This is a genomic window from Acinetobacter sp. 102 (assembly GCF_037028485.1).
GTDB classification, from domain to species: Bacteria; Pseudomonadota; Gammaproteobacteria; order Pseudomonadales; family Moraxellaceae; genus Acinetobacter; species Acinetobacter higginsii.
The window spans coordinates 142,629-156,433 of sequence record NZ_JAZEZK010000008.1; the positions used below are offsets into that span (position 1 = coordinate 142,629).

Annotated in this window: 13 protein-coding genes; 5 read left to right on the top strand and 8 right to left on the bottom strand. The window is 41.6% G+C overall.

The window, feature by feature from the left end; genetic code table 11:
* The first annotated feature begins 52 nt into the window (after positions 1 to 52).
* Entirely contained in the window at positions 53 to 1,003 is a 951-nt protein-coding gene (locus WA352_RS09990) for a DMT family transporter (RefSeq protein ID WP_336142379.1), read from the top strand.
* Positions 1,004 to 1,126: 123 nt separating this feature from the next.
* Complete coding sequence (locus WA352_RS09995) at positions 1,127 to 2,728, top strand: CocE/NonD family hydrolase (protein ID WP_336142381.1); 1,602 nt, start codon at positions 1,127 to 1,129, stop codon at positions 2,726 to 2,728.
* A gap of 34 nt (positions 2,729 to 2,762) precedes the next feature.
* Here WA352_RS09995 and WA352_RS10000 read toward each other — a convergent pair whose 3' ends face one another.
* From WA352_RS10000 to rlmE, 7 genes are all read right to left on the bottom strand, one after another.
* Positions 2,763 to 3,077, bottom strand: a complete 315-nt coding sequence (locus WA352_RS10000; protein WP_004801585.1) for a DUF5713 family protein — start codon at positions 3,075 to 3,077, stop codon at positions 2,763 to 2,765.
* A gap of 188 nt (positions 3,078 to 3,265) precedes the next feature.
* Positions 3,266 to 4,174 carry a pyridoxal-phosphate dependent enzyme gene (locus WA352_RS10005; protein ID WP_336142383.1) on the bottom strand — a complete coding sequence of 303 codons (909 nt, stop codon included), beginning with the start codon at positions 4,172 to 4,174 and terminating at the stop codon, positions 3,266 to 3,268.
* A gap of 85 nt (positions 4,175 to 4,259) precedes the next feature.
* Complete coding sequence (locus WA352_RS10010; RefSeq protein WP_241305733.1) at positions 4,260 to 5,900, bottom strand: vWA domain-containing protein; 1,641 nt, start codon at positions 5,898 to 5,900, stop codon at positions 4,260 to 4,262.
* Between the two features lie 145 nt (positions 5,901 to 6,045).
* Positions 6,046 to 6,804, bottom strand: a complete 759-nt coding sequence (locus WA352_RS10015) for an SIMPL domain-containing protein (protein WP_004801588.1) — start codon at positions 6,802 to 6,804, stop codon at positions 6,046 to 6,048.
* A 93-nt stretch (positions 6,805 to 6,897) separates the two neighbouring features.
* Complete coding sequence (gene folP, locus WA352_RS10020; protein WP_336142387.1) at positions 6,898 to 7,749, bottom strand: dihydropteroate synthase; 852 nt, start codon at positions 7,747 to 7,749, stop codon at positions 6,898 to 6,900.
* A gap of 133 nt (positions 7,750 to 7,882) precedes the next feature.
* Complete coding sequence (ftsH, locus tag WA352_RS10025) at positions 7,883 to 9,778, bottom strand: ATP-dependent zinc metalloprotease FtsH (RefSeq protein WP_004801591.1); 1,896 nt, start codon at positions 9,776 to 9,778, stop codon at positions 7,883 to 7,885.
* A gap of 136 nt (positions 9,779 to 9,914) precedes the next feature.
* Positions 9,915 to 10,565: a 23S rRNA (uridine(2552)-2'-O)-methyltransferase RlmE gene (gene rlmE / locus WA352_RS10030; protein ID WP_004801593.1), complete on the bottom strand. Its 651-nt coding sequence runs from the start codon at positions 10,563 to 10,565 to the stop codon at positions 9,915 to 9,917.
* A 228-nt stretch (positions 10,566 to 10,793) separates the two neighbouring features.
* Here rlmE and yhbY point away from each other — a divergent pair, with 228 nt between their 5' ends.
* On the top strand, positions 10,794 to 11,120 hold the full coding sequence (gene yhbY, locus WA352_RS10035; protein WP_004651934.1) for a ribosome assembly RNA-binding protein YhbY: 327 nt from the start codon (positions 10,794 to 10,796) through the stop codon (positions 11,118 to 11,120).
* 5 nt (positions 11,121 to 11,125) lie between these two features.
* Positions 11,126 to 11,662 carry a DOMON-like domain-containing protein gene (locus WA352_RS10040; protein ID WP_033134314.1) on the top strand — a complete coding sequence of 179 codons (537 nt, stop codon included), beginning with the start codon at positions 11,126 to 11,128 and terminating at the stop codon, positions 11,660 to 11,662.
* A gap of 55 nt (positions 11,663 to 11,717) precedes the next feature.
* On the opposite strand, the gene WA352_RS10045 is transcribed toward WA352_RS10040, so the two are convergent.
* Positions 11,718 to 12,296: a hypothetical protein gene (locus WA352_RS10045; protein WP_004801599.1), complete on the bottom strand. Its 579-nt coding sequence runs from the start codon at positions 12,294 to 12,296 to the stop codon at positions 11,718 to 11,720.
* A 361-nt stretch (positions 12,297 to 12,657) separates the two neighbouring features.
* Here WA352_RS10045 and carA point away from each other — a divergent pair, with 361 nt between their 5' ends.
* The gene (gene carA / locus WA352_RS10050) at positions 12,658 to 13,797 is read left to right on the top strand and encodes a glutamine-hydrolyzing carbamoyl-phosphate synthase small subunit (RefSeq protein ID WP_336142390.1); all 1,140 of its coding nucleotides are present in this window, start codon (positions 12,658 to 12,660) and stop codon (positions 13,795 to 13,797) included.
* Positions 13,798 to 13,805: the final 8 nt, after the last annotated feature.

Below are 13,805 nucleotides of genomic sequence, written 5' to 3' on the forward strand. Positions count from 1 at the left end.
GTTGCCTAAATTTTTTAACCCCATCTACCGTTGTTATAACAGGAACCTCAACATGAGCCAGTTACCCGAAAAGAATTTTATATCCAGCACACAGATGCAACCGACTGTGGCCCTCGTTTCCCCTCGCCTTGCCACAGTCGGTCAATTTATCGCAGTCGTGCTGATCTGGTCATTCACGCCTTTGGCCGCTGTTTTGACGGTGCACGAAATTCATTGGGCTTGGGGGCTGTTTTTCCGATTTAGTATCGCCATTCCGTTGGCATTAATTTGCCTGTTTTATTTCCGACAAAAACTTATTTTGACGCCTCAGGCTTTGATCAGTTATAGCGCAGGTGCGGTTGGCTTATTTGGCTCTATGACCTTCTGCTATATGGGCGCAACCCGTGTTTCATCGGGTATGATTTCGATTATTTATGGTACGGCGCCACTCTGGTCAGGTTTGATTGCCGTGTTTATTCTAAAACGCGAACATTTTTTAAAACGTCAATGGTACGGACTCTCACTGGCAATTTTTGGCTTGTCTCTGACACTTGGTATTGGTACTGACCATATTCAGCTGGATTTGGTTGGGGTGTTATATGAAATCATTGCGGTTCTACTCTATGTACTTTCAATGTTTAGCGTTGCCAAAGTTGGCGCCGAGATTCACCCTATTGTCCAAACTACAGGTTCAACTTTGGTTTCATGGTTTGGCTATCTGTGTTTACTGCCTTTTTTTCTCGCTGAGGCACCAACGCAGTTCCCTAGTCTACAAACCAGTTTGGCCCTGCTGTATAGCGCCTTATTTTCTTCTGTGCTGGCCATGATTTTTTACTTTCATTTAATTCAGAAACTCAACCCAACTACCGTGATGCTAATTACCATTCTGACGCCTGTGTTTGCCACTTGTTGGGGCTTTTTGTTCAATCATGAACCTCTCAGTTCACATCTGATCATGGGTTTAATGCTGCTGTGTTTCGGTCTGTTTCTTTATGCCTATCGCAACCGACCACGCCCACAATAAATATGCAAACGGATCGGTCAGGTAACACCTCCGATCCGTGATAGTATCTATTGATCGGCTCAAGTACACTATCCTAACGCTCTGCGTGACATCTCAAAGATTTGTTCAAGGATGAAATAATCGATGCGTTCTTACGTTTTATGGCTTTGCTGTAGTCTGGTATTGGTGTTACAGGGTTGTGTACATGCGACGACACAGCCCAATTCAATAACGCTTAAAACCACAGAACTCAAGCAGCGCTATTATCAAGCCAAAACCACTGCAGCTGATGGCACGGTACTCGCGTTTACCGTGTATCAACCCCATTTAACATCCAGTCAAACAGCTCCATTACTTTTACATACCCATGGCTTTGGTCTGTCTCGAATGAAACGGCCTGAACTCAGTTTATATGGCTTTCTTTTGCCAACAGGCCAAGTGGCAAAAACCGCTTGGCAGAATGGTTATTGGGTGATTAGCTATGACCAACGTGGACATGGAGACAGTCAGGGTAAAATTCGTCTGACTGATCCAAAAAAAGAAGCGCAAGATGTCATCACCATTATGGACTGGGCAGAAAGGAACCTGCCACAACTGGCCAAGAATCAAAACGGCGTCCGTACCGGTATGATTGGTGAATCCTATGCGGGCGGAGTGCAGTATCTAGCTTCAGCTTTAGATCCACGCTTACAGGCGATTGTACCGATTACCACGTGGTATGACATTGTGCATAGCCTCACCCCCAATGGCGTGCCTAAAAGTAACTGGATTGCTTTCCTCAATCTAATAGGTGACTGGTGGAATTGGAATAAATTTGATCCTGAATTGAAACAGGCCTATCTGGATACGCAGCAAGGTCAATTAAAGCAATCGACTTATGATTTTCTCAACACCCATCAAGCCAGCTGGTTTTGCAGTCACAATCAAGCCCCTCAGGCAGATGCCTTAATTATTCAAGGCTTCAGAGATGTGCTCTTCCCTTTTAATGAAGGAATTAAAGCAGCTCAATGTATCCAACAGGCGCAACATGAAGTGCATTTGATTGGGGTACAAGGCGGCCATTTACAGCCCTTTACCCAGCACTCTCCCTTAGGCAGTACCCCTTTTTGGTATATTGGCAAATCGGTTCGCTGTGGCAATCAACAGCAGTACAATCTACAAAAAACCATTTTGACTTGGTTTAACCAGAAGCTAAAAGATCAACCACCAGCCGAATCATTACCTGAATTATGTGTCGATCAAAGCCCTGTCAATCATTTTGCCGATCTTAAACCTGTAACCAGCTACGATCTGAAAAAAACATGGATCGCACCGACAGCAAGCCAAGCGGTATTTATACCGATTCACACAGCGCAGCAATCAGCATCGATGGCAGGTTCGCCAGTTATTTCCTTAAATATGGAAACAACGCCTGAATATGCAGATGCAACCTTATTTATCTCAGTTGCGATCAAATCAAAGATCACAGGAAAATATACCGTTTTAAATGATCAAACGGCCCCATTTAATCCAGCCAAGAAAGCAAGCTATGATCAGATTCGATTGGGTTTAACGGCTCAGAACAGCAAAACACAAAGCATCGAATTACCGAGTGTGTATGGGCAACTCAATCAGGGGGATACGCTAGGCTTATTGATCAATAGCGAAAGTCTGTATTATCAAAAAATACAACAGCCTAAAATTGAAGCATGGATTTCAGGGAAAATTGTGTTACCAAAACTTTGGCATGGAGCAGCTGCGAATTAATTGTTGTTATTATAAAAACCAACGAGAGTGAAATTTACCACTCTCGATTGGCAATCAATTCTTCCATTTCAACATCTAGGTAGCCGACATCTTGCACCACCATCATCATCGCTTCAGCAATATAATCTGCGGCGGTGTCATCCAAGCTTGATTCCAAATCTTCAAACTGCGGCTTCATCTCGTTAATTTCAATCATGGTCTGATGTGCATAACGATAGATTTCCGTTTCAGATAGATCGGTACGACTGACCTTTTTTGAAAACTGCTGGATATGCTGTTTCACTTCGGCAACGAGAATATCGGGATAATATTCATCGTCAAACATGGGGAGGAGTAAATTTTCAAACATAAAAAATAATATGCCAATAAAACGCCATGCTTATAACATAATCTCGCCGAAATCACGATATTTAGCCATAAAAAAAGCGGTTTTTCTAACCGCTTTTTAAAGTGGAAGATAATCAACTTTGCCAAACCATACCCTTTCACCTCGAGCAAAAGACAATTTGCAAAGAAAAACTGCCTTCAAATCCATATTTACATGACAAATTGTTGCGCATATTTTGCAAGCTGCTCAAAAGTGATCGATGCACCACCACAAACAATCACCAGTACATCGTCAGATGGACTAAAGTTAACTTTTTGATCATATAAAATGGACAAGCTTGCACCACACGCAGGTTCGACCAAGGTTCGGTGATCATCTAAAAATTTTAAACAGGCGCTTACTGTATCTTGATCAGCAACCGTTATTGTCTGAACCTTTGGCTGTTGAGCGATCTTAAATGCTTGCTCACAGACCCGTTTTGCTGCAAGTGTGGTTGCAATGCCCGTGACATGGTCTAGGCTAATATGCTGCCCGAGTTGTATTGAGGTATTTAAAGAGGCTGTACCTTCAGTTTCGATTGCATAAATAGGAATATCCAGATGATGCATTTCTAATCCTTGAGCTATACCAGACAGTAAACTCCCCCCACCAACCGATAAAACTACTGCTGAAGGACGTACCCCTTCGGCAATCACTTCATCGATAATACAGGCAACACCATCCCACAAATATTGGTCATCGAAAGGATGAATATAAACCGCTTCCTCGCTAACAAAAGCAAGTGCACGTTCATTGGCTTCAATCCAAGAATCACCATGAACAATCACTTCAGCAGCTTCCTGTCGCATTAAATCAATCGCTGTTTGCGACGTTGTTTTCGGGACAACTACGGTCACTGCAATACCTAATAGCTTGCCCATATACGCAACAGAAATTCCAGCATTACCACCAGAAGAACTCACAAATTTCTTTGCGCCTTGTTCAACATAGTTTAGGCAAGCATTGCCAATACTACGCTGCTTAAAAGAACCTGTAGGCTGAGCAGACTCCATTTTTAACCACACATTGCAACCATTCAGCTCACTTAACTTGCTTGATCTAATCAGAGGGGTCTTCATATTGGTATCATTTCTGTATTGTTAATAATCAACATTATTCACGGCCAGTCATTTAACATTTCCGACCGCTTTTTTAAAACAATGTTTAATCTTTTTTCGCACTCAAGCTTTTGGCAATCTTCGCCAGCTCTACGAACTCCTCTCGCATTTGATAAGGATCAGGCTTGGCAGATTGTTGTGCCAACTGAATAATTTGATCCCAGCCCATGGCACCATTATATTGTCCCCCTTTTAACTGCTGGGCATAAGATGCCACCGCAATGGCAAAACGGGTATCGTTATTGGCCTGTGCAAGGGTTTTACTTTCAGCTTTCACCGCTTGATTGAGCAAAATACTTTTTTCTTGGTTTGGTAATTTATAGCGCAAGTTTACAAAAGCATATTCAGACTTTTTTGCTGTATCTGTTTTCGAAGATTCCTGATAACGTGAATCATTGAGCCAACCTTGCTGACCAACTGGAATGATTTCATAAATTGCAGTGACGTTATGCCCTGCGCCAATATCACCAGCATCAACTTTATCATTATTGAAATCTTCCTGCTTGAGCATCCGATTTTCATAACCGACTAGGCGATATTCTTTCACCGTTGCAGGGTTAAATTCCACCTGAATTTTGACATCCTGAGCGACGGTTGCCAATGTCGAGGAAAGCTGACGCTGTACCACTTTTTTCGCTTCATTTTTATTATCGATATAGCTGTAGTTTCCATCCCCAGCATCTGCCAGTTGCTCCATCAGCTGCTCATTATAGTTACCGGTACCAAAACCTAAAGTCGTTAACGAGATCCCGCTTTTTCGTTTCTCAGCAACCATGCCTTTTAAGGTATTGAAGTCGGTGATGCCTACATTAAAGTCACCATCTGTCGCCAATAGAATTCGGTTAATGCCATTTTTTACCAAAGCTTTTTCAGCTTGTTTATAAGCCAGTTGAATCGCTTGTTCACCTGCGGTTGCCCCGCTTGCCTGCAAAGCATTAATCACGGCTAAAATCTTGTCTTTTTCATTTCCAGACGTAGGCTCTAAAACCAGTTTTTCACCGCTGGCATAAGTAATAATAGTGACTTTGTCTTGAGGACGTAATTGCTCGGTGAGTAAACGCAGGGTTTGTTTGACTAAAGGTAACTTATCAGGCGCATCCATACTCCCTGAGACATCCACCAAAAATACCAGATTGGCTGGAGGTAATTGTTTAGTGGTGAGATCTTTAGCCTGAATACCAATCTTAATCAGCTTGGCATTTTCCTTCCAAGGCGAATCTACAGTTTCCGTGGTGACAGAAAATGGATGAATGCTATTGGGTTGTGGATATTGATAATCAAAGTAGTTGATCATCTCCTCAGCACGAACCGCATCAACAGGTGGCAAACGACCATCATTCAAAAAACGGCGGGTATTGGTATAACTGCCCGTATCCACATCAATACTAAAAGTTGAAACAGCTTGATCCGCCACGCGATGAACCGGATTGACCTCATTTTTTTGGTATTTTTCAGTATTCTGCTCTAACCGTGGTCTCTCCATCGTTGGCATCACTGCAATATAAGATGCAGGTGCAATCATTTTACGCGTCTGAGCCAAGCCTTGATTTGACTGAGTAATCGGTGATGGCGATACAGGCATCGTTGTTTCAATCATCACTTGGTCATTGTGTTTGACAGGACTACTACAAGCCATGATCATGCAACTGAGCAAACTTAGTGTTAATATTTTTGTGGATTGGTGCATGCTTAAATTCCTAAATTCTATTTTGTCTTTTCAAATGAAGGTGATATTCAAAGATTGTATGCAAAAAAAGAAAGATACATGGTATTTGTATGTATCCTTCCTTCGATTGATTTAGCGGCTCTTGGTTCAATTCAAGACTGAAACACTATTCAATCGCATAATTGATAGTGACCACCACGCGGGCAATTTTATTAATAGTGGCTTTGTCATAAGCGCCCCCATAATCACTGTCATCGTCAGAACCGCTTTCAGGCAGGATATAAAATGCACCTTGGCTGGCTGAACGCATCATCCCGACCTTTACCCCACCGACTTTGGCAAACTCATTGGCTCGGCTATAGGCATTTTTGGTGGCATTAGCAATCAAGGACATTTTGATTTCTTCTAAATTCGACACCAGATATTCAGGTTTTTGCTCAATCGAAATGCCTTTTTCATCCAGTAAATAGGCATCTTTTGCCGCCTGTTCTATTTTTTTGATATCTCGACTGCTGATCACCAAAGACTGCAAGGCAATATAGCCTTTAAACTCCCGCTTGGTACGCCCTTCACCTGTATCGACTTCCTCATAATAAGAATCCGAACGTTTATTTCCAAGTTGCATATCTGCGGCTTTAAAGCCATGTTCAACAAAGAAGGCCTGTAATGCTTTCATTTGTTGGTCAAGTAATTGATAGGCTTCTGGGATCGTGTCAGAAGTGTGGTTGGTTTGTAAGTTGATTTCCCATCGTGCGGAATCGGCTTGAATCGGTTTTTCAGCTAAGCCTTTGACTGTAATTGAATTTTTTGTACTATTAAACTGTTTAAGCGCATAACCCATCACACCGGCAGAAACAATAAAACCAAGACTCAGAATCAGGGCAAACACCCATAAACTTTTATATGTGATTGTTTTATTTTCCATTTTTAATATTACTCATCTTCATTATACATTTGTTATATTTAATCTGATTCAGCAAGTCAATAGAGCCCTTGGGCCCTACTGACGCATACAAGCTTAATGATTTTGCATCCTGTTCCAGACTTTAATCGCATCGCTAGTGGCTTTAACATCATGCGCCCGAACAATACTGGCCCCCTGCTGAATACTCAACAGATGCCCCATTACACTCCCCACAGCACGTTCCTGTGCAGGCACACCATCTAAGGCTTCACCAATAAAACGTTTACGTGATAAGCCTGATAAGATCGGATAGCCCATTTGATTAAGCTTCCAGAACTCATTCAGTAATTGAAAGTTTTGCTGTGCATTTTTAGCAAAACCAAAACCTGGATCAATAATAATATTTTCTTTTCTCACCCCAACTGCAATCGCTTGATCTAAGCGTTGTTGTAGCTCGTAAATTACCTCTTCGGTCACATCCTGATATTGATCCAACTGGTTCATATTGGTGGGTTCACCGCGCATGTGCATGAGCACCACAGGGATATTTAATTCTGCAGCCGTTTCTAAGGCCTGTGGGCGAGTTAATGCACGCACATCATTCCAGATATGCGCTCCTGCTTGAACGGCTGCACGCATCACTTCCGGCTGACTGGTATCAATCGAGATGATCACATCGTATTTAGATAATGCTTCAACCACAGGAATCACACGACGAATTTCTTCTTCCAATGCAACTGCTGAAGCATTCGGACGAGTCGACTCACCACCGATATCAATAATGCTGGCACCATCTTGCATCATCTGCAATGCATGTTGAATGGCTTGGTCTTTTTGATGATGTTGCCCACCATCACTAAATGAATCAGGCGTGACATTTAAAATCCCCATCACTTGGGGTTGGGAGAGGTCTAAGCTAAAACGGCCACACTGTAACTGACATTGTGCTAAGGGCATCAACTGCATCAAAACGCTCCATATTGGAATAGGCTTATTTTAACAAGACAGAGCTTGGTGCATAGCTGATTTATTTTCAGTTTGGGCCAAAATTGAGACAAAAAAAGAGCGACCGGAGTCGCTCTTTTTATTTTATCTTTGATTAGCCCATTGCTGGTAATGGTGGTGGAGTAGATGGACCATCTTTCGGCGGTTCAAATGCAGCCACTGGATTTTCAGCAACATAAACTTTAGGTGGTTGCGGCTCACGACCTTCCATGATGTCACGGATTTGGTCACGATCGATTGTTTCCCAATCCATCAACGCTTTCACCATTGCATGAGCGATATCTTTGTTATTTTCCAAGATGTCACGTGCAACTTTATACTGTTCATCCAAGATACGACGTACTTCTTCATCAACTTTTTGTTGAGTTGCTTCAGAAATCGTACGGCTACCCACATTACCGAAGAAACCATTTTGGTTTTCATCTTCATACACCATGACACCAAGGCGATCTGACATACCGTACTTAGTTACCATTGCACGTGCCATTTTGGTTGCACGTTCAAAGTCGTTCGATGCACCTGTCGACATTTGGTTAATGAATACTTCTTCTGCAATACGACCACCAAACAAGATAGAAAGTTCATTCAACATCTTATCTTTATAGTGGCTGGTCTGATCTTGTTCAGGCAACTGCCAAGTCACACCCAACGCCCAACCACGTGGCATGATCGTTACTTTATGCACAGGGTCTGTACCTGGCAAAATTTCAGCAACAATCGCATGACCAGCTTCATGGTAAGCCGTCGCACGACGTTCTTCTTCACGAATCACCATAGATTTACGTTCTGGACCCATGTATATCTTGTCTTTTGCATCTTCAAAGTCATGCATATCTACCGTGTTTTTATTACGGCGAGCAGCAAACAATGCAGCTTCATTGACTAAGTTTGCAAGTTGCGCACCTGAGAATCCTGGCGTACCACGTGCAAGAACTTTAAGATCTACACCTGTAACAGAAGGAAGTTTCTTCAAGTGAACATTCAAGATTTGTTCACGACCACGAATGTCTGGTAAACCCACCATTACTTGACGGTCAAAACGGCCTGGACGAAGCAAGGCTTTATCCAAGACATCAACACGGTTGGTTGCAGCAATAACGATAACGCCTTCATTGCCTTCAAAACCGTCCATTTCAACAAGCATCTGGTTCAGGGTCTGTTCACGCTCATCATGACCACCACCTGTACCCGAACCACGATGACGACCGACTGCATCAATCTCATCAATAAAGATGATACATGGCGCATGGCGTTTTGCTTGCTCGAACATGTCACGGACACGAGATGCACCGACACCAACAAACATTTCAACGAAGTCAGAACCAGAGATACTAAAGAATGGAACCTTAGCTTCGCCAGCAATGGCTTTCGCCAATAATGTTTTACCAGTACCTGGAGGACCAACCATAAGTACACCACGTGGAATGGTTGCACCAAGGCGTTTGAATTTAGCAGGGTCTTTTAAGAAATCAACGATTTCAACCACTTCTTGTTTTGCTTCGTCACAGCCTGCAACATCACTAAATGTTAACTTAATTTGATCTTCAGATAACATTTTTGCTTTTGACTTACCAAAACTCATAGGACCGTTTTTGCCACCTGCACCACCGCCCATATTACGCATGAAGAACATGAATAATAAGATGATGAGCAATACAGGGAAACTCGCAATGAGAAGTTGCATCAAAATGCCTTGACGTTGTGGCGCTGTGCCTTCAACAACTACATTTTGTTTATTCAAGCTTGGTAGCAACTCAGTGTCTTCTACTTGAGGACGAACCGTCTCAAAGGCAGAGCCATTGGTTTTTTCACCATTAATATTTAAACCGTCAATTGTGACTTGTTTAATTTGCCCAGCATTCACCGCTGCAACGAAATCAGAATATTTCATCGCTGCAGGCTTATTGCGGTCACTGACGTTGCTAAAAATCAAAATCAGAACACCGAGTATGATGAGCCACAATACGGCATTCTTGAAGTAATCGCTCAAGGCTTTATTCCCATATCAATCTAATTTGATCATACCTAATCTTGGCTGACCTTCACAAAAACAGCAATGAATTTGCGTTGCAAAAAACTTAAAAGGTACAAAATGCACAATTTTTAACAACTTGGCAAGTACACTTTTATTGCAATGCCTTTTTACGACCTTGGCCAATCAAAAAAACTTCTTTCGATCGAGCACGTGAAGCCGCAGGTTTGGCTGTTTTTAATACATCAAAACCATCGACCACTTGTTTTCTGAACTCATCAAATCCTGAACCTTGGAACACTTTAACAAGAAACTGTCCGTTGGGTCCGAGTACTTTCTGAGCAAAATCCAAAGCCAATTCACATAAGTAAATTTGACGCGGTTGATCAACAGCCCTATTACCTGATGTATTGGGGGCCATATCCGAAATTACAACGTCTACTTGACGTCCATTTAAAATATTTAACAATTTTTCGAAAACTTCTTCCTCGCGGAAGTCACCTTGCAAGAAGGTCACATCTGGAAGAGCATCCATTGCCAGAATATCTGAAGCAATCACTAAACCATTTGATCCGACCAATTTACCTGCAATTTGCGACCAACTACCTGGTGCCGCGCCTAAGTCGACAACCGTCATCCCAGGTTTGATCATTTTATATTTTTCTTGGATTTCAAGTAACTTATATGCCGCGCGTGCGCGATAACCTTCCTTTTGTGCTTTCTTCACAAAATGGTCATCTAAGTGCTCTCGCATCCACACACGACTGCTTTTAGACAATTTTTGATTGGTAATGCGTGTCGCCATAACTCACTAAATTTCAAAAAACTTCTGATGAGTCATTGTACGTGAAAATTACTCTCATTACAGTACGGATGTACTTCATTCACACGAACTTTTACAGATTTTTTTCGATCATCATCATTGGATATTTCAGCAATTTTCACATATTTGTTTCAAGTGCTTGTCTTCTGAATCTATCTTAGAATCGGGATGCAAGTTATACTAGGTCGTTTTTCCAATCAGGTATTTTTAATGGCGGCTTTATCTATCCATGAACGTAAACGTTTACGTCAAATTGGTCATGCACTTAATCCAGTGGTAATGGTTGGTGGCCAAGGTCTTACAGAAAACGTCATTGAAGAAACAAATCGTGCGCTGAATGATCATGAACTCATTAAAGTCAAAATTGCAGGTGAAGATCGTGACGCACGTGCAGCAGTGATTGACGCGATTGTTGAAGCAACTGGTGCAGAATCTGTACAGAAAATTGGTAAAATTGTTTTGCTCTATAAAAAAGCAGCGAAACAAAACCAACACCTGTCTAACTTGGTTCGTTTTGCTCATTTAAATAATAAGTAATTACGATGGCAAGTTATGAACTGTCTGCCTTTGATCGCTTTAGTGCCATTACGGTCGTTGGAGCGATTGAACAACAAACACCAGCAACCTTAAATGTTGGTTTTTGGGTTCGTGACCCAAATCAATTTCTGATTTACCCAAATCAAGTCACAGCACATCCACGTCAAGACTTTTTATGGGAACAGACTTGCTTTGAAATTTTTGTCGGTGTGAAAGATCAAGATTTCTATCGTGAAATCAACCTTTCCCCTTCTCAGGCTTGGCAAGTTTATCAATTTGAAGAATACCGTTTTCCTGAAAATATGCCGCCGATTGCAGCATATGACATTGAATTGAATCATTTACAGCGCACCCATTATGGCTTAAATGTCAGTTTAGATTTGTCGCAATTTATGCGCGAGCATGAATTAAAATGGGCTGACATATATCTTGGTTTGACTGCTGTTCTGGAAACTACGCAAGGTATGCAGTATTTTGCGATGCAACACAGTAGTCCTCAAGCTGACTTTCATAACAAACGTGATTGGTTACATCAGTTTTAAATTTAAAAATAAAAAAAGCGAGAAAAATTCTCGCTTTTTTTATGCCTGCAATTAATTAGCTAGCACGTACTTTATTCCAAGCTTCAACCGCTTGTTCTTTAGTGCGTTTAAAGCTACCCACTAATGTATCTTTGTGCTTCACTGAAATCTGGCTGATGTCATCTTTCAGTTCTTTGCTTACCTTGGTCAGGTCTTCAATCAATGCATTTAATTCAATTTTCAATGCATTTTTAAGTTCAAGTAAGTTACCTTGCGATGAATTAAGTTGAGTCTTAATTACTTCAATACGCTCTAGAAGATCTTGTTTGATTTGAGTCAGTTGGTTTTGAATGTTTTGATTCAATTCTTTCGCTTCAGCCTCAATTTTTTCTTGAGTTTCAGCTAAAGCTTCTTTTACCTGACCTTGAGTTTCAGCGATCACTTCTTTGGCTTGCTCTTGAGTTTCTGCAATCACTTCTTTCGCCTTTGCTGTTTTTTCTGCAACAACCTCTTTCGCTTTTGCAGTTTTTTCAGCAACCACTTCTTTGACTTCAGCAGTCTTTTCAGCAACAGCTTCTTTCGCTTTCGTGGTTTTTTCAACTACAGCAGTTTTTACTTCTTCAGCAGTTGCAGGTGTCGTTTGATTCTCAGCCATTTTGATTACCCTCTTTATTGATTGTTGATTTTTTGGCTAGATATAAGATAAAACGGCCACATCCCAAACACAAAAAAAATTGTCTGACAATTTGCATAATATCTCATGATATCGATAGAAGGATGATTGATTTTGCAATAGACACTGCCCAGCGAATGCTTATAAAAGAAATTGGTAAATTCTGACTTTAATAAATAAAACACATAGACTTTTCACGGACTCATGCGTATAATGCGCTGTTAAGTTACAAGCGAGCAGACTGGAAGGAGGGGCATGTTTTTTTAAAGACGGCCTGCCTTTTTTTATGTCTTCTCGCTTTTTTACAGCCCTATTTTTGTGGTCTTAGTTCAGGAGCTTTGGTTTGAGCACCCCCGCCATTTTAGCCCTCGCAGATGGAACGATCTTTAAAGGAACGTCTATCGGTGCATCGGGTAGTACGACTGGTGAAGTCGTTTTTAACACTGCCATGACTGGTTATCAAGAAATTTTGACCGACCCAAGCTACGCACAACAAATTGTGACGTTGACTTATCCTCATATTGGAAATACTGGCTGTAATAGTGAAGACGTTGAATCAGGTCGCATCCATAAAGTATGGGCGAATGGTTTAATTATTCGTGATCTGCCTTTATTACATAGTAATTTCCGTGCCGAACAATCACTGAGTGAATATTTAGAACAAAATAATGTTGTTGCGATTGCTGATATTGATACGCGTAAATTGACTCGTATTCTACGCGACAAAGGTGCACAAAATGGTTGCATCCTTGCTGGCGAAAATATTACAGAAGAAGAAGCAATTGCAAAAGCACGTGCATTTGGTGGTTTAAACGGTTTAGATCTTGCGAAAGAATGCTGTGATCCAACAGGTTTTGAATGGACTGAAGGCTCTTGGACTTTGGGCGAAGGTTTCACTCAACCAGAATTAAAATTTCATGTTGTTGCATACGATTATGGTGTCAAAACCAACATCTTACGTATGCTTGCAGACCGTGGTTGTAAATTGACTGTTGTTCCTGCACAAACCCCTGCTAAAAAAGTGCTCGCACTCAATCCAGATGGCGTGTTCTTATCAAATGGTCCTGGTGATCCAGCAGCATGTGATTATGCAATTGAAGCAGTGAAAACCATTGTTGATACAACCAATCTACCTGTATTCGGTATTTGCTTGGGTCACCAAATTTTGGCTCTCGCTTCTGGCGCGAAAACCATGAAAATGAATCATGGTCACCACGGCGCTAACCATCCTGTACAAAACCTTGAGGAAGGTACAGTGATGATTACTTCTCAAAACCACGGCTTTGCTGTTGACGAGAGTACTTTACCTGCAAACTTAAAAGTGACACATCGCTCACTGTTTGATGGTACAAACCAAGGTATTCATCGCACTGACAAACCAGCATTCAGTTTTCAGGGTCACCCTGAAGCCAGCCCTGGTCCACATGACTGTGCCCCATTGTTCGATCATTTCATCGAACTTATCGAAGCAGCTAAGAAGTAATTACGGAG

What these genes read in the sequence shown, in the direction of transcription:
- WA352_RS09990 (WP_336142379.1), top strand. Translation starts at nt 53, where the DNA reads ATGAGCCAGTTACCCGAAAAGAATTTTATATCCAGCACACAGATGCAA.
- WA352_RS09995 (WP_336142381.1), top strand. Translation starts at nt 1,127, where the DNA reads ATGCGTTCTTACGTTTTATGGCTTTGCTGTAGTCTGGTATTGGTGTTA.
- WA352_RS10000 (WP_004801585.1), bottom strand. Translation starts at nt 3,077, where the DNA reads ATGTTTGAAAATTTACTCCTCCCCATGTTTGACGATGAATATTATCCC.
- WA352_RS10005 (WP_336142383.1), bottom strand. Translation starts at nt 4,174, where the DNA reads ATGAAGACCCCTCTGATTAGATCAAGCAAGTTAAGTGAGCTGAATGGT.
- WA352_RS10010 (WP_241305733.1), bottom strand. Translation starts at nt 5,900, where the DNA reads ATGCACCAATCCACAAAAATATTAACACTAAGTTTGCTCAGTTGCATG.
- WA352_RS10015 (WP_004801588.1), bottom strand. Translation starts at nt 6,804, where the DNA reads ATGGAAAATAAAACAATCACATATAAAAGTTTATGGGTGTTTGCCCTG.
- folP (WP_336142387.1), bottom strand. Translation starts at nt 7,749, where the DNA reads ATGCAGTTGATGCCCTTAGCACAATGTCAGTTACAGTGTGGCCGTTTT.
- rlmE (WP_004801593.1), bottom strand. Translation starts at nt 10,565, where the DNA reads ATGGCGACACGCATTACCAATCAAAAATTGTCTAAAAGCAGTCGTGTG.
- yhbY (WP_004651934.1), top strand. Translation starts at nt 10,794, where the DNA reads ATGGCGGCTTTATCTATCCATGAACGTAAACGTTTACGTCAAATTGGT.
- WA352_RS10040 (WP_033134314.1), top strand. Translation starts at nt 11,126, where the DNA reads ATGGCAAGTTATGAACTGTCTGCCTTTGATCGCTTTAGTGCCATTACG.
- WA352_RS10045 (WP_004801599.1), bottom strand. Translation starts at nt 12,296, where the DNA reads ATGGCTGAGAATCAAACGACACCTGCAACTGCTGAAGAAGTAAAAACT.